This window comes from Methylobacterium sp. Leaf88 (assembly GCF_001422795.1).
Taxonomy (GTDB): Bacteria; Pseudomonadota; Alphaproteobacteria; order Rhizobiales; family Beijerinckiaceae; genus Methylobacterium.
In genome coordinates, this window is record NZ_LMMK01000020.1 from 208,086 (window position 1) to 226,468 (window position 18,383).

Below are 18,383 nucleotides of genomic sequence, written 5' to 3' on the forward strand. Positions count from 1 at the left end.
TCTAAGCAGGCGATCCAGGCGGGAGGACCCATCCCTGGCGGGAGGACCCATGGCGGAGACGGGCGAAGCGGAGATCCTGTTCGAGCGGCGCGGGGCGGTGGGCCTCGTGACGTTGAACCGGCCGCGCGCCCTGAACGCCCTGTCCCTGGCGATGCTCGGGGCGATGCAGGCGCAGCTGGACATCTGGGCCGGCGACGCGGCGGTGACGCGGGTGGTGCTGCGCGGCCGGGGCGGGCGCGCTTTCTGCGCCGGCGGGGACATCCGCCAGATCTACGCCCTCGCCAAGGCCGGCGCGCACGCGTCGGTCGATGCCTTCTGGCGCGCCGAGTACGGCCTCGACGCCACCGTGAAGCGGTTCGCCAAACCTGTGGTCAGCCTGATCGAGGGCCTGGTCATGGGCGGCGGCAACGGCCTCTCCGTCCATGGCAGCCATCGGGTCTCGTCGGAAAGCTACAGCTTCGCCATGCCGGAAGTCGGGATCGGCCTGTTTCCCGATGTCGGCATGACCTTCGTGCTGCCGCGGCTGCCGGGATCTACGGGAACCTACCTCGCCCTGACCGGCGCCCGCATCGGACCGGGCGACGCCCACGCGGTGGGTCTGGCCACCCACCACGCCGCGGCGGGGGATTTCGACGGGATCGTGGACGATCTGGCCTCCGGCGCGCCGATCGCGGCGGTGCTCGGCGCCCATGCGCGGCCGGTGCCCGAGCCCGGGCCCCTGGTCGCGGCACGGGCCTGCATCGACGCGTGCTTCTGCGCCGACACCGTCGCGGAGATCCTGGCGCGCCTCGATGCGGACGGCGCACCCTTCGCCACCGAGGCCGCCGCCCTGATGCGCATGCGCTCGCCCACCAGCCTGGTTCTGGTGCGCGAGCAGATGCGCCGCGGCGCGGGCCTGAGCTTTCCCGAGGCGATGCTCACGGAATACCGGATGGTCAGCGCCCTGATGCGCGGCCACGACTTCTTCGAGGGCGTGCGCGCGGCCGTCATCGACAAGGACGGCGCGCCCGCCTGGGATCCCGCCACCCTGGACGCCGTCGACCCCGCGACGATCGCCGCGGCCTTCGCAGCCACGGGCGGGCCGGAGCCGTCCTTCACCGGATCGTCCGAGTCATGAGAAGAGGTCCGGCGTGCGCGGATTGACCAAGGTCCCCGGCTCCCGCGAAATCCGCGGACGCAATCAGGACGGGGGTGCCGACCGGATCGAGCGTGCGCCCCAGGTGCCGCAGACCGGCTGGGACGTGGTGCTGGTCTGGTTCATGCGCCTCACCGCCCTGTTCTGGCTCGCGAAGGCCGTCGCCACCTGGGCCGGCATCCTCGACATCCTGCCCGGCGGACGCCCCTTCGAATCGGAGACGCTCGGGCGCCAGAGCGTGATCGTCTACTTCGCGGTGATCGATCCGATGGCCGCGGTGGGCCTCTGGCTCACCAGCGCCTGGGGCGGTGTGGTCTGGCTGCTGGCCGCCACCAGCGCGCTCACCCTGGCGGTCCTGACCCCGCAGCTCCTGCCAATAGTGCCCGTCTACCTGGCAATACAGGCCGGGATTATTGCGTTGTATTTTATCTTGTCTTTCCTGGCGGCGCGGGAAATCCGGTAAACGTCGGGTTACGACGTTCGCTTCATCTTGCATTTACCCAGAGAGGTAAATCGCAAATTCATCCTATCGCTTAAACCGTCTTTCATCTGCGACTCCTAGGTTGGCTTCATGAGCGGTGGCGAAGAACACCGGCCCTGAAGCACAGAGATCTGAAGAGGCCCACGATGAAGTCCCAGGCTGCCAAGGTTAGCAAGACCGAAACCGCTCCCGAGACCGTCCCGGCCCACGGCTCGTATCTTGAGGCTCTGCACCTCGTCGAGCGCCTGCACCGCCGCCTCCTCGACGTGATCAAGGACGAGTTCGAGCGTCGCGACCGCGAGGACGTCAACAGCGTCCAGGCGCTGCTGCTCTACAACATCGGCGACAAGGAGCTCACCGCGAGCGAGCTGCGCACCAAGGGCTACTATCTGGGCTCGAACGTCTCCTACAACGTCAAGAAGCTCGTCGAGGCCGGCTACCTGCACCATGCCCGGTCGAAGACCGACCGCCGCTCGGTCCGCATCAGCCTCACCGACAAGGGCCGTCAGGTCCACGACATCATCCAGAGCCTCTACGACAAGCACGCCCGCACCATCCAGCCGATCGGCGGCATCTCGGACGACGATTTCGGCCGCCTCAACACGGCGCTCAGCCGCCTGGAGCGCTTCTGGACCGACCAGATCCGCTACCGCCTCTAGGACCGGATCGCGGGCGATCGCGGCACCGCGCAAGCCCGGCTCGCCGGGCTTGTTCGCGTTCCGGGGCCCCGGTGACGGCGTCCCGCTCCGTCAGGAACCCGCGTGCTCGGCCGACTCCTCGCCCGCCGGCTTGCCGTCGTCCCGGGCGCGGTGGAGCATGAAGATGGCGAACACCATCGTGAGGATCAGGCCGGCGAGAACGCCGAGCTCGATCATCGAGGCCTGGAACAGCGCCTGCTTCTCCGGCGACCAGTCCTTGGCGTGGGTGATCTCCGACGACTGCAGGGTGATGACGAGGACCCGTCGGATCGAGGCGATGAGGCCGACGATGAGGAAGGGCTCGCAGGTCAGCTTGCCCGAGCGCATCGACACCCGCACCGTGTGCAGGATCTCGATCAGCATCAGCAGGAACAGCAGCCGGTCGACCACCTCCAGGATCTGATCGGCCCCGCCCAGGTGGCGCACGGCTTCCCAGGTCAGCGCGGTGGCGTCGATCAGGGCGACGAGGGCGGTCAGGGCGAGGAGGATTCCGAGCGCCGCGTAGATCGCGTGCTCGGTGTGCAGGAAGACGAAGCTCGCCGCACGCGTGAGCCGGCCCTGATCGTCCCGGTCGTCGGACATGACGCGCTCCTCCTCTGTCGGGTCGATCAGACAGGATCGGCGGGCGGGCGTCCAGGGTGGCCACGCTTCGAGAGCGTGCCGGCCGGAGCGCCCGGGCCGGGCGACGCGATCACGACCGCGTCAGCCCCGGACGAGGATCGGCCGAAGGGGCCCGCGATCGGTCACAGCATGTCCTCGACCCGGATCGGGAGGGACCGGATCCGGCGGCCCGTGGCGTGGAACACCGCGTTGGCGATCGCGGCGTTGACGCCGATGATCCCGAGCTCCCCGAGGCCCTTGAGGCCGAGGGGATTCACGCCGTCGTCCGGGTCCGGCACGAGCAGGGCCTCGACCTGCGGCGCGTCCGCGGCGGTGGCGACGAGGTACTCGGCCAAATCCGCGTTTCGGTAATGGCCGCGGTCGAGGATGGTCTCCTCCAGGAGCGCCGAGCCGAGCCCCCAGATCATCCCGCCGGTGAGCTGACTCCGGGCGGTCAACGGGTTGAGGACGCGGCCGGCCGCGAAGGCGCCGAGGAGGCGCGGCACCCGGATCTCGCCGGTCTCGTCGTGAATCAGCACCCGCGCGAACTGGGCGCCGAAGGCCCAGGATACGGCCTTGCCGCCGGCGCCTGTCCCGAGGGCCATCCGGCCCGATCCGATCGCCTCCAGGGCCTCCGGCCCCTCGGGGGTGAAGGCCGCCACCGTCTCGATTCCGTTCGGGTCGAGGCCCGCGACGAGTGCCGCCAGCGGACAGGTCCGCCCGTCCGGGGCGACGAGATCGCCCGCATGCGGGCGCAGCGTGGCGGGATCGGCTCCGGCCAGGGGGCCGGATCCGATCGCAGCCTGCGCCAGGCGGGCCCGGAGGGTCTCGCAGCCCTGTGCCAGGGTGTGGAGCAGGCTGGTCGTGGTGGAGGAGCCACCCGAGAGCCCAGCCGCCGGCAGCGCCGTATCGCCCAGGGAGACCGTGACGGCCTCGGGCGTGGTCCCGAGCCACTCGGCGGCCCCGAGGGCGAGCAGCGTCGTGATCCCGTTGCCGATCTCGTGATGGGCGGTGGCGACGGTGGCGCGGCCATCGGCCCCGAGGTGGATCCGCATCGTGGCGGGGGAAATCTTCACCGGCCGGGCCGAGGCGGCGCAGCCGAGCCCGATCCGCCAGGGGCCGTCGCGCATCCGCCCCGGTTCCGGATCGCGCGTCGCCCAGCCGAAGGCCTCCGCGCCGGCCTCGAAGCAGGCCATCAGCGAGCGCGAGGAGAACGGCTTCCCGGAGATCGGGTCGGCGGCCGTGTCGTTGCGACGGCGCAGGGCGATCGGGTCGATCCCGAGGGCGACCGCCATCTCGTCGACGGCGCTCTCCAGGGCGAAGAGGTAGGGCACCTCGGGCGGCGCCCGCATCGGCCCGGGGGTGTTGCGGTCGACCCGCACGGCGCGCTCGTCGGTGCGGATGGCCGGGCAGGCATAGAGGCTCGCGGTGACGTCGGTGCCCTCCATGGCGAAGGGATCGAAGCGCGAGGCGATGACCGCGGCCTCGTGCACGAGGGCGGTGAAGCGCCCGTCGGCGCTCGCCCCGAGGCGGATGTCGTGCCGGCTTTCCGGACGGTAGTTGGCGATGGTGAAGCCGTCCCGGCGGCTCGCGACCAGGGATACCGGCCGCCCGAGGGCGCGGGCCGCCAGGGCGACCGGGGCCGTGTACTGCGCCAGGGCGAGCTTCGCGCCGAAATGGCCGCCGATCAGGCCCGAGACCACCCGGATGTCGCCCGGATCGAGGCCGAGCTGCGCGGCGAGCCCGTGCCGGACCGCGCCGATGTAGCGCGACGGCTCGTGGACCGTGAGGCGCGGGCCGTCCCAGGTGCAGGTGGTGGTGAACAGTTCGATCGGGTTGTGGTGCTGGATCGGCGTCGCGTAGCGGGCGGACACGGCGACGTCGGCCCGCGCCAGGGCGTCGTCGGCGTCGCCGATCCGGGGGTCGTGGTGCTCCGGCTTCAGGTCGGCGAGGCGCACGACCTCGGCCCCGGGCGCGTCGAATCCGTCGGCGAAGGCCTCGGCCGCGTAGTGCACCCGCGTGCGGGCTGCCGCCGCGCGGGCCGCCTCGACGGTCTCCGCCACCACCAGGGCGACGATCTGACCGGCATACGCGACCGCGTCCGATCCCAGCGGCAGGTGCCCGCTGTTGGCGTAGCCCCCGGCCATCAGGTGCTTCACCGGCCGGATCGCGCCAGCGAAATCCCGATGGGTGAAGATGCGCAGGCACCCCGGGACCGCCTGCGCGGCGGCGAGGTCGAAGCCGGTGATCCGTCCGCGCGGGATGGTGCTGGTGACCAGGGCGGCGTGGGCCAGACCCGGCAGGCGGGTGTCGGAGGCGTAGACCGCCGTACCCGTGACCTTGGCGCCGCCCTCGACGCGGGGATGCGGATGCCCCAGCCAGGCGGGGGGATCGCGCAGATCGGTCGGTCTCGCCATCGGGCTCTCCTCGCCTTACGGCAGGGGTAACCGCCGTTCCGGGCCGGCCGATCCGGGCGCGACCGCGAGTCGCTCGGGAGTCCCCGTCGCGTCGCGAGGACAGGCCCTCAGCCCAGGAAGGGACGCAGGTGGTCCAGCACCAGGTCCGGTGCCTCCTCCTGCAGCAGGTGTCCGCAGGGGAGGGCGTGCCCCTCCACCCGGTCGGCCGTCTCGCGCCAGGTGGCGGCGACGTCGTAGAGTTCGCCGACCGTGCCCTGCGCCCCCCAGAGGGCGAGGAGCGGCGCGGTGACCCGGCGTCCGGCGGCGGCGTCGGCGGCATCGTGGTCGAGGTCGATCCCGGCCGCGGCGCGGTAATCCTCGCAGATCGCATGGAGGCTGCCGGGCGCGCGGTAGCAGCGCATATATTCCCGGATCATCGCCTCGCTCGGGATCCCGGGCGTCCGGCTCTGGCCCGCGAGGTGATGGCGCAGATAGGCCTCCGGGTCGGCGCCGATCATCCGCTCGGGCAGGGGCGCCGGCTGGATCAGGAAGAACCACCAGAAGTACCGGGTCGCGAAGGCCCGGTCGGTGCGGGCGTACATCGTCAGCGTCGGGGCGATGTCGAGGACGGCGAGGCGGTCCACCGCGGCGGGGTGGTCGAGGGCCAGGCGATGCGCGACGCGGCCGCCCCGATCGTGCCCGACGACCGCGAAGCGCTCGTAGCCGCAGGCGTGCATCAGCGCGACGGCATCGGCCGCCATGGCCCGCTTGGCGTAGGGGGCGTGATCGGCCGTCGAGTCCGGTCGATCCGAGTCGCCGTAGCCGCGCAGGTCGGGGGCGACCACCGGATGGCCGGCCTCCCGAAGCCGGGGCGCCACCGCGTGCCAGGTGGCGTGGGTCTGCGGATGACCGTGCAGGAGCAGCACCGGCAGACGCGGCCCGCCCGGGGACAGGGCGACCCGGAGGCGCAGGTCGGGCAGCGTCGCGTCGGCGAGGTCGAAGCCCGACAGGAACGGACACGGCCCGCGGCTGAGGAGAGCGATCGGCGGCATGGTGTCCCCGGAAACGTCGCGGACAGGGTTCGACCGTCCCGGCGCCGCAGCTGTGCCGTCGGTGCCGGGCAGGGATTCGGCCCGCGGCGAGGATGGCACGGGCGGCGCGCGGCGGCGAGACTGCCGCGCCCGTGCCGGGCCGGCCATCGGGAGCGGCTGCGTCGGGGGGACCGCGCGTCTCAGCCCTTCCAGTTCTTCAAGGCCCCGAACGGGCTCAGCGCCGGGTCGGCCGCCGGCGGGTTCAGCACCGGCTCGACTTGCGCGATGGCGTCCGCCAGGGAGAAGGCCGAGCCGCTGGTCAGCTTGCCGCCGGCGGCATCCTTGTGGCCGCCGCCGCGAAAGCGCCGCGCGCCTTCCAGGGCGGTCTCGTTGTTGGAGCGGAAGGACATGGTTCCCGCCCGCTGCACGTTGAGCACGCGCTTGGCCCGGCCGCTCTCCATGATAAGGTCCGAGACCCGCTGGAAGGTGCCGGAATCGAGGCCGAAAGACATCAGCGTGCCGTCCGAGAGGGGATGGAACAGGTCCGAGCGGGCGAGCACCCGGGCGATGCGCATGCGGGTGGTGAGGGTGCGGTCGTCGCCTTCGTCCTCTGCGAGGTAGCCGTCGAGGATCGCCTTGCGCAGGGCCGGCACCTGACTCTCGATCACGGCCGGGGAGGCGCCCTCGCCGAGGAGACGGGCCGCGCCGAGGAGGAGGTCGCCGACGAACCGGTCGTGCCAGGGATGCCCGATGGGCACGAGGTTCGAGACGTTGTCCCAGAACATCTCGTCGAGGCTCAGGCCGTTGCGGAAGGCCGGCCGGTCCTTGCGCCACAGATCGACGGCATCGACCGCCGTCACCAGGGCGCCGAGGATCGGATCCGCGCCGGTCTCGCGAGTCGCGTAGAGGGCCCGGTGCTCGTAGGCCATGCGGGTGGCGCAGCAGGCCTCGTCGATGAGCACGACGATGTTCGGGTCTTCCAGTTCGAAGCGCTGCAGACTCGGCGCCGCGGGATCGGCCTGCGGTGCGAGGCCCTGCTCGCGCAGCTGGTCGACCGAGGAGGCGTGGTGATCGAGGACGACGAGGCGGTGGCGCGCCGTCAGATCGCGGCGGCGGTTCAGGGCGGCGAAGTTGCGGATGAAGGTCACAGCCACCGCCTCGAGGCCGAGGTCGGTCATCACGATCATTTCCGGGGCGGACGCCTTGCCGAGGCGCTTCAGCTCGGTCTCGACCACCGGCCCGACATCGGAATAGCGCGGCACGTGCACGATGCGGGCGACCTCGGCGAACTGGCCGACCACCGTGGAGGCGCCGTAGCCGTCGAGGTCGTGGTGGGTGATCTGGGTGATGTTCAAGAACCTGTCCTCGGGCGAATCGCCAAGCGCGGGCTTCGGCTGTCCTGGGCGCCCTTATGCGGCACGCCCCGGTCCACGGCGAGCCCCCGCGCGGTGAGCCGCGGCGAGGCTGCGTCGGTTCCGCGGTGGATCGAGACCCGTCAGGGCTTGATTCCCGTGCCCGGACCGGGATTCTGCGAACAGACCACGAACACCAGCGACAAAACGATCGGAGGAACGTCCGCGATGGACCCGGACGACGCGGGCGCGATCCGCAAGATCATCCATATCGACATGGACGCCTTCTACGCCTCGGTGGAGCAGCGCGACGACCCGGCGTTGCGGGGCCGCCCGGTCGCGGTGGGCGGATCGCGCGAGCGCGGCGTGGTGGCGGCGGCGAGCTACGAGGCGCGGGCCTTCGGCGTCCGCTCGGCCATGCCCTCCGTCACGGCGCGCCGGCTCTGCCCCGACCTGGTCTTCGTCAAGCCGCGCTTCGAGGTCTACCGGGGGATCTCGGAGCAAATCCGGGCGGTCTTCGCCGAGCATACCGACCTGATCGAGCCCGTCGCCCTCGACGAGGCCTATCTCGACGTGACGGAGAATCGGCAGCGTCTGCCGACCGCCACCGCGGTGGCCCGCGCGATCCGGGCCTCGATCCGCGCGCAGACCGGCCTCGTGGCCTCGGCGGGCGTCTCCTACAACAAGTTCCTGGCCAAGGTGGCGTCCGACTTCCGCAAGCCCGACGCCCTGTTCGTGATCACCCCCGCCATGGGGCCGGCCTTCGTCGAGGACCTGCCGATCGGGCGCTTCCACGGGATCGGCCCCGTCACCGAAGCGCGGATGAAGGCGCTCGGCATCCTGACCGGACGCGACCTGCGCGCCCTCAGCCTGGAGACCCTGACGAAGCGGTTCGGCGCCTCGGCGCCCTACTATTATGGGGTGTCGCGGGGCATCGACGTCCGTCCGGTCCGGGCGAACCGGATTCGGAAATCCATCGGCGCCGAAAACACCTTCTCGGAGGACTCTGCCGATTACGGGGTGCTCGCGGGGCGCCTGGCGCCGATCCTCGACAAGGTCTGGGGCGCCGCCACCGCCAGGGAGGTCCGGGCCCGCACGGTGACGCTCAAGGTGAAGTTCGCGGATTTCGAGCAGATCACCCGGGCCCGCTCGCTGCCCGGCTTCGTCCCGGACCGCGCCGTCCTGGAGGAAACCGTTCTGGTCCTCCTGCGGGACCTGTTCCCCCTGCGGCGCAGCGTCCGCCTCCTCGGCGTCTCCCTCTCCGCCCTGGAACACGGCCCCGCGCCCGAGCCGCGCCAGCTCGGCCTCGGATTGTAGAGGAGCGCCCGGTTCCCCGGCGTCAGGGACACGCCGCTACGCCGGCGACGCGCCGGCCGCGCCGCAGAACGAGGAGGAAAGCGAGGCCGACCGCCGCCATTGCTGACCCCGCCACCGAGACCGCCGGATAGCCTCCGCCGAGGTCGATCACGAGGCCGCCGAGGGCCGCACCGATGGCGTTGCCGAGGTTGAACGCACCGATGTTCAGGGCCGAGGCGAGGTTGGGCGCCTCGCCGGCCTCCGCCATCACCCGCATCTGTAGGGGCGGCACCAGGGCGAAGCTAGCGACGCCCCAGAGCAGGATGAGCGGGGCGGCGACCCAGCGCGAGTCCATCCCGACGGCGAACACCCCGAGCAGCAGGACCAGGGCCACCAGGGAGGCGATGATGGTTCCGTCCACCGTGCGGTCGGCCAGGCGTCCGCCGGCCCAGTTCCCGAGGGTCAGGCCAACGCCGTAGACCACCAGCATGGCCGTGACGAAGGAGGCGTCCGCCCCCGTCTCGATGCGCAGGATCGGGACGATGTAGGTGAAGACCGTGAACATGGCGCTCGACCCGAGGACCGTGAGCGCGAGGGCGCCGAGGATGGCCGGCCGCGCCACGACGCGCAGTTCCGCGCGGATGTCGGGGGCGCCGTCCACGGGCAGGGGCGGCAGGGCCAGCCGCAGCGACAGCATCGCGACGGCGCCGATGCCGGCGATGCCCCAGAAGGCCGCGCGCCAGCCCAGCGCCTCCCCCACCCAGGCGGCGAGGGGCACGCCGCCGATCGTCGCGATGGTCAGGCCGGAGAACATCGCGGCCACGGCGGCCGCACGCCGCTCGGGCCGTACGAGGCTGGCGGCCACCACCGATCCGATCCCGAAGAAGGCGCCGTGGTTGAAGGCCGTGACGATCCGCGCCGCGAGCAGCATCGCGTAACCGTCGGCGAGGGCCGAAATCACGCTGCCCACCGTGAAGATGCCCATCAGGCCCACGAGAAGCGCCCGGCGCGGCACCCGCGCGAAGGCGAGGGTCATCAGCGGGGCGCCGATCAGGACGCCGAGCGCATAGGCGCTGACCAGCAGGCCGGCGGCCGGGATCGAGACGCCGAGATCGTTCGCGATCAGCGGCAGCATGCCCATCGGCGAGAATTCGGTGACGCCGATCCCGAAGGCTCCGATGCTCAGCGCCAGCAGGGCAGGATGGATTGTCATGGGGGTTGCCTCTCGGTCATTGTTCCCGACAGGCACATGATGCAGCGCGACACCGGGCGGTAGCCCGATCTCCGGACCGACATCTGTGCGTCAGGAGCACGAATGCCGCGAGACCGAATCGACCGGACGGGGGAGATGGCGGCCTTCCTCGCCATTGCGCGAGACGGCAGCCTGTCCGCGGCGGCCCGCGGGCTGGGGCTGACCGCCTCCGCCGTCAGCCGCATCGTCGCCCGCCTGGAAGCACGCCTCGGCGTGCAGCTGATCGTGCGGACCACCCGGACGCTGCGCCTTACCGCAGAAGGCGAGAGCTATGCCCGTGCCGCGCGCCGCATCCTCGCCGATATCGCCGAGAGCGAGAGCGCGGTCGCCGACCAGGCCTCCCCCCGCGGTCGGGTCCGGATCAGCACCGCCTCCGCCCATGGGCGTCTGGTGATCGTACCGTTGCTGGCGGAATTCGTGACGCGCCATCCCGGCATCAGCGTCGACATCGACCTCAGCGACCAGGTCGCCGACATCCTCGGCGGACGGGCCGATGTGGCGATCCGCTTCGGGACTTTACCGGACAGCCCGCTCACCGCGCGCCGCCTCGGCGACACGGGCCGGACGGTCGTGGCCTCGCCCGCCTATCTGGCGCGGGTCGGAACGCCGGAGATCCCCGCGGATCTCACCCGACACAACTGCCTCGACTTCAACTTCCGCCGCGCCGAGCCCGGGTGGCCGTTCCGGGAGGAGGGACGCGATTACCTCCTGGCGGTCTCCGGCTCCATGTCCGCCAACAACGGCGAGACGCTGGTCCAACTCGCCCTCGGCGGCATGGGCATCACCCGTGTCGGGCGCTTCCACATCGCCGACGAACTGGCGAGCGGGCGCCTCGTGCCGCTGCTGGAGCGCTACAATCCGCAGGACCGCGAGGCCATCCATGCGGTCTTCGTCGGCGGCCCGTCGATGCCGGCGCGCGTCCGGGTGCTGATCGACTTCCTGGCGGAGGCGCTGCGCTCGCCGAGGGGATCACCGCCGCCCGTCACTCTCAGCCCAAACGAAAGGGGCGCCACCCTTTCGGACAGCGCCCCCTCGGATCAGCCGGTCCCGCGGGCGGGACCCGCGATCGCCCTTAGTTGAAGGGATCGATCTCGGCGGACTCGTAGCTCGTCACTTCCATGCCGACGCAGACTTCCTGGACGATGGGGGCAGACCACTTCATGACATCTCTCCTGGTTGGTTTGGGGGTATGAAAGCCGAACCCGGATGGGTTCGATCCACTCTTCGACGAGAAACAGCCTCGAAAGGCCGCGCCTTAGTTGAAGGGATCGATCTCGGCGGACTCGTAGCTGGTGACTTCCATGCCGACGCAGACTTCCTGGACGACGGGGGCGGACCACTTCATGGGAAACTCCTTCGTGTTCGACGTCCCTGATATGCCGTTGTGTTGGGCACAATACAAGTGGACGCTACACTTATATTTCTCATAGGATCGCGGGAAAGTTCACATCCTGCACCCGAGCGTTGCCGCGCTTTCGGCCCGGCACTCCGGACAACGGAGATATGATGCCGGCACCTCGCCCGTGCGAGGGGGTCTGCGATGGGTCGGCCCCGGACCGGACGGCAGGGGCGCCACGGGTGCGGAGGAAAGATCCGGCCGAGGCCGGTTTCGGCTTGACGCCCCGGGGAGGGGAGGCGCACTGACGCGCCGCCGAACGGGCCTGCGCGGGGGTCACGACTCACCGCGCGGCGCGCGCTTCGGCTCCCTCTCGACGATTCCGATGCCCAGCGACAATCCAGACCGATCGCCCGCGCCGTGCGCGGCCGCCTCCGCTTCCTTCGCCTGACGCCCCGCTGACCGGGCCCGGGCGGCCCGGCGCGGGACGGCCCCTCACGGCCGGATCGCGCGCCCTGCGAGGTGAGCCCATGAACGAGATCGCTTCCTTCCCGACCGGCATCGATCCGGCCGTGCTCGCCGCCCGCCTGTCGGACGAGCGCGCGCCCGACATCGTCGAGGCGCTCAACGACGAGGCGCCCGAGGTCGCCGCCGCCATCCTACTGGGCCTGCCCGTGGAGCGGGCGATCGAGGTGCTCGATCAGCCCGAGCTCGACTGCGCCGCCGACATCATCGAGATGCTGCCGCGCGACCGGGTCGCCTCCTACCTGTCGGGCATGTCGGCCGACCGCATCACCGACCTCTTCCGCGAAATCGAGGAGCCCGGCCGCTCGGACCTGCGCGCCCGTCTCGACGCCGAGACCCGCGGGGCCGTCGACCGGCTGAGCACCTACGGCGAGGAGACCGTCGGCTCGCTGATGACGACGGAATTCGTCGCCGTGCCGGGCAACTGGACGGTGCAGCAGACCCTCGACCACGTCCGCCAGGTCGAGAAGACCCGCGAGACCATCTACGCGATCTTCGTCCTTGACCCGCGCACCCGGGCCCTGACCAAGGCGGTGCCCCTGCGTCGGCTGATCTCGGGCAATCCGGGCGACAACGTGCTCTCGGTGGCCCCGAACCGACGTCCGCTGGCGGTCTCGCCCACGGCCAGCCGCGAGGAGGCCGCCCGTCTGATCTCGCGCTACGACCTCCTGGCGCTTCCCGTCATCGACGCGGTCGGGCACGTCATCGGCATCGTCACGGTGGACGACATGATCGACGCGATGGTCGAGAAGCAGACCCAGGACGTGCAGCGCTTCGGCGGCATGGAAGCCCTGCCCGAGCCCTACATGGACATCGGCTTCGGCACGATGATCCGGAAGCGGGCGGGCTGGCTCTGCGCGCTCTTCCTCGGCGAGATGATGACGGCCACCGCCATGCAGGGCTTCGAGGGCGAGCTCGAAAAGGCCATCGTGCTGACCCTGTTCATCCCGCTGATCATGAGCTCGGGCGGCAATTCCGGCAGCCAGGCCACCTCGCTGCTCATCCGCGCCCTGGCCCTGCACGAGGTGCGCCTGCGCGACTGGTGGCGGGTGGCCCTGCGCGAGGTGCCCACCGGCCTCGTGCTCGGCACGATCCTCGGCGCGATCGGCATCGTCCGCATCGTGGTCTGGCAGAAGACCGGCCTCTACGACTACGGCGAGCACTGGATGCTGGTGGCGGCGACCGTGGGGGCGGCCCTTATCGGCATCGTCACCTTCGGCTCGCTCACCGGCTCGATGCTGCCGTTCCTGCTGCAGCGCCTCGGCTTCGATCCCGCCACCGCCTCGGCACCCTTCGTCGCCACCCTCGTCGACGTCACGGGCCTCGTCATCTACTTCTCTGTGGCGATGCTGATCCTGCGCGGAACGCTGCTGTAGAGTTTGTCAGGGATACGTGGAAACCGGTTGTCCCGGTAAGACAAACGGACAAGAAAGGAATCCGGATTCTGTCTGGTTCCGGATGAACCTGACAGACTCGAAGGCCGCTTCAGGCCCGGGGCCGGAGGCTCAGGTCGCTGAGCACGGAGGTGGCGAGGCGGTCCGGCCCGATCTCGTGGGCGGAGTAGCCGACGAGGGCGGCGAGACTCTCGCGGGCCCGCCAGACGCGGCTCTTCACCGTGCCGATCTTGCAGCCCATCACCCTGGCGGCCTCGTCGTAGGTCATGTTGTCGATTGCCACCAGCGTCAGGGCCTGGCGCAGGGTCGTGGAGAGCCGCCCGATGGCAGCGTTGACGTCCTCCAGGTCGAGGACGGCGCCCTGCGCCGGCAGGGTCACCAGCTGCGCCGCGTAGCTGCCGTCGCTGTCCTCGACCTCGTGCACGCGCTTGCGCTGGCCGGAATAGAACGTGTTGCGCATGATGATGGTGAGCCAGCCGCACACGTTGGTGCCCGGCGTGAAGCTCTCGCGGTACATCCAGGCCCGCATCATCGTGTCCTGGACCAGATCGTCGGCGCGCGCGGCGTCGCGGGTCAACGAGAGGGCGTATTTGCGCAGGCCCGGCGCATGGTCCCGGAGCCCCTGGCGGACCTCAGCCGTGAGAGTCTCGCCGCGGGCGGCGAGCACCGCCTCAAGACGGGCGAGCAGCACGGCGAACCGGTCGGGCGGGTCGTCATCGAGGGAGGCATAGGCAGCGCGCAGGTGCTGCCCGAGGGTTCGTCGGATCGACGGCGCCAGCGGGGGAGTGTTCTCGGGACGGAGGCGGGTCGACGCATCGGATCCAGATTGCGATGTCATCCAGTCACTTCTCATTCGGCCGGGAAGGGCATGAGCCCGATCCCCCTCAGTCCGCCCGAGTGTGCAAAACGAGAGATTTATCCGCATCAACACAGGTTAATGGGAAGACCTTCAAAGATTTATGCGCGAAATCGTACGTTTACGTCTGGATCGAGAGACAACCCGGCAAAAGTCTTCTCGAGAAGATACATGATAGCAAGACGCAAAGAGCCCGCCACGGCCATTGCCGGGCGGGCCGAGTCCTGGGAGGCGTGTCCTGGGAGGCGAGTCCCGGGAGGAACGCGTGATGCGTCGTTCTTCAACCCTGCAGGAGAGCAAGTGTTCACTGCCTCGCGTCCGCGACAGGGCGATGTCACGCGCCCATCGGCCGAAGCCGGACCTGGCCTGCTCGACGGTGCAGGCGCCCCGGTGCGTCGCGGCATTCGACAGGGACCACCCCTCCGGGTCAGGCGCCCTCGATCAGGCGGAGATATTCGGCTTCGGGTACGCCGTAACTGCCCCCCGCCACGGCCAGCAGGCCGGTCCGGTCGAGAACCCCGATCCGCCCGCGACGTGCCTTGATCAGGCGGTTGCCCTCGAGGAGCTGCAGGGCGAGGGTCACCGTCGTGCGCTGGACGCCGAGCATGAAGGACAGGAAGTCATGGGTCACGGTGAGCTCGTCGCCGATGACCCGGTCGTGGCACATGAGCAGCCAGCGGGCGAGCCGGACCTCAATGTTGTAGCTCGCGTTGGCGAACGCGGTCTGCGCCGTTTGGACCAGGAGGGTCTGGACGAACCGCAGCAGCAGGTTGCGCAGCGTGAGGCTCTCCTCGGTGGCGGCCATCAGCACGGCGGCGTCGATGGCCAGCATCTCGCCCGCGTTCTGGACGAAGTGGTCGTAGGGCGTGCGGTCACTCCCCAGCAGCACCGGTGCGGCACCGACCACGCCCTCGGGCCCGATGATGCCCACCTCGACCCTGCTCGTCCCGGAGGTCGTGATCGACGCGTAGCCGGCCTCCGGGAAGTAGAGGTCCTGAATCGGTCGATGCGGATAAATCAGGCCTTGGCGCAGCTCCGTCGTCATCGCGCGCAGGTGCGGCTGAAGCAACCGATAATCACCTGGCGAGAGACGTTTGAGCAAGCGGTTACGGACGGCAGATTGCTCTAGCAGCGACACGGGCCTGTCCCTTGGGGCAAGAGCACAAATAGTCTCTCACGGACCCATATTCAGGAATATATACAAGCGATTTTGCGACTATCTGTACGATGCGAGACAAAGGCAAGCCCGCCAGGAGATCTGTCGGGTAGACGACATTCCTCCAATGTCGGGCACAACACCAAAGGCGTCGTGCCCTGTCCGACATGCTTCTTTGGGATTTATGAACGCTGCGGTTCGGGGAATATCGCAACGAACCGAGGGTCCTGGCCGTAGTGGCGCAAGGGTTCGGCCGTTCTCGGCCGATGATCCTGCGAGCACGGCTCGGTTGGTCCACGCGCAGGCGGAGCAGCCCGGAATCGGTCGGAGGAAGGGTTCGACACCGTGACGGGTTGGGTGAACGCGAGAGGGTGCGATCGCGCGCGGCGACAGACACCGGAGCGGTGTCGATGACGGCGTCGGACTCCGATCCGGATTTGCCGCATCGCCTAACCCTGCACGATGACGACGATGTGATGATTCCGCTGATCCGGAAGCTGGAGCGGTTCGGGCCGGTATCGACCGAAGATCGCGCGATCCTGACGCGGCTCTGTGGAGCCATCTCGCTCATCGGACCGCGCATGGAGATCGTGCGGGAGGGTGAGCGTCCCGACGGCGTCCATGTGCTCCTCGAAGGCATGGCCTGCCGGTGCAAGCTGCGGGCCAACGGAACCCGGCAGATCCTCGCCTATCTGGTCCCGGGCGATTTCTGCGACCTTGATACCGGCCTGCTCGACCGCCGGGACCACGCGATCACGAGCCTTTCGGCCTGCCGCTTCACGCGCATGGATTTCGTGCCCCTCGGCAACCTCGTCCGGGAGCAGGCCACGCTGGTCACGACCCTGCGTCGGGCGAACCTCGTGGACGACGCGATCCTGCGCGAGTGGATCGTGAATCTCGGCTCCCGCTCGGCCATCGAGCGGATCGCACATCTGTTTCTCGAATTGCTGATGCGCCTGCGGGCCGTCGGACTGGTGCGGGGCGACGGCTACGATCTTCCGGTGTCCCAGCTCGATCTGGCGGATGCGACCGGCCTCGCGAGCGTGCACGTCAATCGCACGCTTCAGGATCTGAAGCGCCAGGGGTTGATCGAGCTGCGCTCGCGCATCCTGACGATCCGGAACGTCCAGCGGCTGACGAGCCTGGCCGGCTTCGATCCCCGCTACCTGTCGCTGGATCCCATGGCGTCCCGCTAGGGCGCATGCCGGTCGGCGACCCGGGTCAAGGATCTCTCGCCAAACGGGCCCCGAAACGCCTTACGCGATCGGACGGGCGACCGGGTGAGCCGCGCGGATCTCCTCGGGAAGCGCCTGAAAGTCGATGTAACCGGCTTCGCGCGCCATCGCATCGAGAGCGGACACTTCGTCGAGCGCGCTGCCGGTCCAGAGAACGGCGCCATTCGACTGCTGACGGACCTCGAAGATGCTCATGGTTCGTTAACCCTCGACCGGAAAAGGTCTACGATTGTCCTAACGTGACGGCAGGCAAAATGTTGCCGATCCTCGCACCGAGCGGGGGCGAGGTCCCGGCAACGCGGACGTCGCCCGAGAGGTGTGCCATGAATTTGCCGGTCTCGCCCCGCAAGCCCGTACATCCCACCCGCGTCGAGTGCCCTGCCATGCGCCCCCCTCGGCCCGTGCCGTTCGGACACCGGTTTCGTTTCGCCCTCGCGGTGCTGGCCGGCGCCGCGTCGCTCGCCCCCGTCGCCCGCGCCGCGGAGCCGGCGGCGGTTCCCGATCCGGCCGCCGTCGCACCCGCCGTGACGGTGGCATCGGCCGTCGCCCGCGAGATCGTGGAGTTCGCTGTCGTGACCGGCACGCTGGTGCCCCGCGACGAGATCCTGGTGGCGCCCGAGATCGAGGGCCTTCGCATCACCGACCTGCTGGTGGAGGAGGGCGCCGGAGTCGCCCGGGGCCAGCCCCTGGCACGGCTCTCCCTCGAGATGATCGTGACCCAGGAGGCGGCCAACGCCGCCGGCATCGCCAAGGCTCAGGCCGCGATCATCCAGGCCCGGAGCCAGATCGTGCAGGCCGAGGCGGCCCAGGTCGAGGCGAACCTTGCCCTGGAGCGCACGCGCAGCCTGATCCGCACCGGCAATGCCACGGCCGTGACCCTGGAGCAGCGCGTCTCCGCCGCCCAGGGCAACGAGGGCCGGCTCGCGGCCGCCCGGGGCGGACTTCAGCTGGCCGAGGCCGATCTGGCCACCGCGCGGGCCCAGGGCGCCGAGATCGCGTTGCGGCGTGCCCGAACCGAGATCCGCGCCCCCGAGGCCGGGATCGTCAGCCGGCGCACCGCCCGGGTGGGGGCCACCGCGACCGCCGCCGGGGAGCCGATGTTCCGCCTGATCGCCCGGGGCGAGATCGAACTCGAAGGCGAGGTGCCGGAGGTATGGATGCCGCGGCTCCACGTCGGTGATCCGGCCCGCCTGGACTGGGACGAGGGGCGGACCCTGAAGGGGCGGGTGCGGCGCATCGATCCGGAGATCGATCGTACAACGCGCCTCGGACGCATCCGCATCGGCCTCGATCCCGATGCGAGCCTGCGCATCGGCGCCTTCGCCCGCGGCAAGGTCGAGGTCGCACGCCGCACCGGCGTCGCGGTGCCGCTCTCGGCGGTGCTCTACGGCGCCGATGGCGGTGCGAGCGTCTTCATCGTCGCCGGCGACCGCGTCGAGGCCCGCCGGATCGTGCCCGGCCTCGCCGCCGACGGCGTTCTGGAGGTTCGCTCCGGCGTGAAGGCGGGCGAGGTGGTGGTGGCCCGTGCCAGCAGCTTCCTGCGCGACGGCGATCGCGTCCGGCCCGTGGTTCCACCCATCAAGGCGGCCGAGGCCGCGACGCCTCCGGCGGCCGATGCCGCCTCCCGCTGATCGGACGAT

General features: G+C 70.2%; 18 protein-coding genes. 8 read left to right on the top strand and 10 right to left on the bottom strand.

The window, feature by feature from the left end; all coding sequences use genetic code 11:
* Window positions 1–49: 49 nt before the first annotated feature.
* The 3 genes from ASF20_RS12585 to ASF20_RS12595 all read left to right on the top strand — a co-directional run bounded on the left by ASF20_RS12585 (window position 50) and on the right by ASF20_RS12595 (window position 2,275).
* Window positions 50–1,117: an enoyl-CoA hydratase/isomerase family protein gene (locus ASF20_RS12585; protein ID WP_056274642.1), complete on the top strand. Its 1,068-nt coding sequence runs from the start codon at window positions 50–52 to the stop codon at window positions 1,115–1,117.
* A gap of 13 nt (window positions 1,118–1,130) precedes the next feature.
* Window positions 1,131–1,598, top strand: coding sequence for a DUF6163 family protein (locus tag ASF20_RS12590; RefSeq protein WP_056274644.1), 468 nt, complete (start codon window positions 1,131–1,133; stop codon window positions 1,596–1,598).
* Window positions 1,599–1,762: 164 nt separating this feature from the next.
* Window positions 1,763–2,275 (top strand): winged helix DNA-binding protein, encoded by a 513-nt coding sequence (locus ASF20_RS12595; protein ID WP_056213676.1) that lies wholly within the window; start codon window positions 1,763–1,765, stop codon window positions 2,273–2,275.
* A gap of 90 nt (window positions 2,276–2,365) precedes the next feature.
* Here ASF20_RS12595 and ASF20_RS12600 read toward each other — a convergent pair whose 3' ends face one another.
* From ASF20_RS12600 to ASF20_RS12615, 4 genes are all read right to left on the bottom strand, one after another.
* A complete protein-coding gene (locus ASF20_RS12600) occupies window positions 2,366–2,896 on the bottom strand; it encodes a phosphate-starvation-inducible PsiE family protein (RefSeq protein WP_056274646.1) in 531 nt (176 codons plus the stop codon).
* Between the two features lie 161 nt (window positions 2,897–3,057).
* Window positions 3,058–5,331 (bottom strand): xanthine dehydrogenase family protein molybdopterin-binding subunit, encoded by a 2,274-nt coding sequence (locus tag ASF20_RS12605; protein WP_056274647.1) that lies wholly within the window; start codon window positions 5,329–5,331, stop codon window positions 3,058–3,060.
* Window positions 5,332–5,438: 107 nt separating this feature from the next.
* The gene (locus ASF20_RS12610) at window positions 5,439–6,362 is read right to left on the bottom strand and encodes an alpha/beta hydrolase (RefSeq protein WP_056274648.1); all 924 of its coding nucleotides are present in this window, start codon (window positions 6,360–6,362) and stop codon (window positions 5,439–5,441) included.
* A gap of 179 nt (window positions 6,363–6,541) precedes the next feature.
* Window positions 6,542–7,696, bottom strand: a complete 1,155-nt coding sequence (locus ASF20_RS12615) for a hypothetical protein (protein WP_056274650.1) — start codon at window positions 7,694–7,696, stop codon at window positions 6,542–6,544.
* A gap of 225 nt (window positions 7,697–7,921) precedes the next feature.
* Between ASF20_RS12615 and dinB the strand changes: the two genes are divergently transcribed.
* On the top strand, window positions 7,922–9,010 hold the full coding sequence (dinB, locus tag ASF20_RS12620; protein WP_056213667.1) for a DNA polymerase IV: 1,089 nt from the start codon (window positions 7,922–7,924) through the stop codon (window positions 9,008–9,010).
* A 22-nt stretch (window positions 9,011–9,032) separates the two neighbouring features.
* Here the strand turns inward: dinB and ASF20_RS12625 are convergent, their stop codons facing one another.
* Window positions 9,033–10,202 (bottom strand): MFS transporter, encoded by a 1,170-nt coding sequence (locus ASF20_RS12625; RefSeq protein ID WP_056274652.1) that lies wholly within the window; start codon window positions 10,200–10,202, stop codon window positions 9,033–9,035.
* Window positions 10,203–10,304: 102 nt separating this feature from the next.
* Here ASF20_RS12625 and ASF20_RS12630 point away from each other — a divergent pair, with 102 nt between their 5' ends.
* Entirely contained in the window at window positions 10,305–11,321 is a 1,017-nt protein-coding gene (locus tag ASF20_RS12630) for a LysR family transcriptional regulator (RefSeq protein ID WP_082501314.1), read from the top strand.
* On the opposite strand, the gene pqqA (ASF20_RS12635) is transcribed toward ASF20_RS12630, so the two are convergent.
* Together pqqA (ASF20_RS12635) and pqqA (ASF20_RS12640) are read right to left on the bottom strand one after the other, a co-directional pair.
* Entirely contained in the window at window positions 11,314–11,403 is a 90-nt protein-coding gene (pqqA, locus tag ASF20_RS12635) for a pyrroloquinoline quinone precursor peptide PqqA (protein ID WP_056213663.1), read from the bottom strand. The genes ASF20_RS12630 and pqqA (ASF20_RS12635) overlap by 8 nt on opposite strands.
* A gap of 93 nt (window positions 11,404–11,496) precedes the next feature.
* A complete protein-coding gene (pqqA, locus tag ASF20_RS12640) occupies window positions 11,497–11,586 on the bottom strand; it encodes a pyrroloquinoline quinone precursor peptide PqqA (RefSeq protein ID WP_019902976.1) in 90 nt (29 codons plus the stop codon).
* A gap of 521 nt (window positions 11,587–12,107) precedes the next feature.
* Here pqqA (ASF20_RS12640) and mgtE point away from each other — a divergent pair.
* Window positions 12,108–13,478: a magnesium transporter gene (gene mgtE, locus ASF20_RS12645; protein ID WP_056274654.1), complete on the top strand. Its 1,371-nt coding sequence runs from the start codon at window positions 12,108–12,110 to the stop codon at window positions 13,476–13,478.
* A 109-nt stretch (window positions 13,479–13,587) separates the two neighbouring features.
* Here the strand turns inward: mgtE and ASF20_RS12650 are convergent, their stop codons facing one another.
* The gene (locus tag ASF20_RS12650) at window positions 13,588–14,334 is read right to left on the bottom strand and encodes a sigma-70 family RNA polymerase sigma factor (protein WP_056274656.1); all 747 of its coding nucleotides are present in this window, start codon (window positions 14,332–14,334) and stop codon (window positions 13,588–13,590) included.
* Between the two features lie 445 nt (window positions 14,335–14,779).
* On the bottom strand, window positions 14,780–15,490 hold the full coding sequence (locus ASF20_RS12655; RefSeq protein ID WP_056274658.1) for a Crp/Fnr family transcriptional regulator: 711 nt from the start codon (window positions 15,488–15,490) through the stop codon (window positions 14,780–14,782).
* A 254-nt stretch (window positions 15,491–15,744) separates the two neighbouring features.
* Here ASF20_RS12655 and ASF20_RS12660 point away from each other — a divergent pair, with 254 nt between their 5' ends.
* The gene (locus tag ASF20_RS12660) at window positions 15,745–16,704 is read left to right on the top strand and encodes a Crp/Fnr family transcriptional regulator (protein WP_244476416.1); all 960 of its coding nucleotides are present in this window, start codon (window positions 15,745–15,747) and stop codon (window positions 16,702–16,704) included.
* A gap of 60 nt (window positions 16,705–16,764) precedes the next feature.
* Here ASF20_RS12660 and ASF20_RS24635 read toward each other — a convergent pair whose 3' ends face one another.
* Window positions 16,765–16,938: a hypothetical protein gene (locus ASF20_RS24635; RefSeq protein WP_181259671.1), complete on the bottom strand. Its 174-nt coding sequence runs from the start codon at window positions 16,936–16,938 to the stop codon at window positions 16,765–16,767.
* A gap of 188 nt (window positions 16,939–17,126) precedes the next feature.
* Between ASF20_RS24635 and ASF20_RS12665 the strand changes: the two genes are divergently transcribed.
* Window positions 17,127–18,374: an efflux RND transporter periplasmic adaptor subunit gene (locus ASF20_RS12665; protein WP_056274660.1), complete on the top strand. Its 1,248-nt coding sequence runs from the start codon at window positions 17,127–17,129 to the stop codon at window positions 18,372–18,374.
* Window positions 18,375–18,383: the final 9 nt, after the last annotated feature.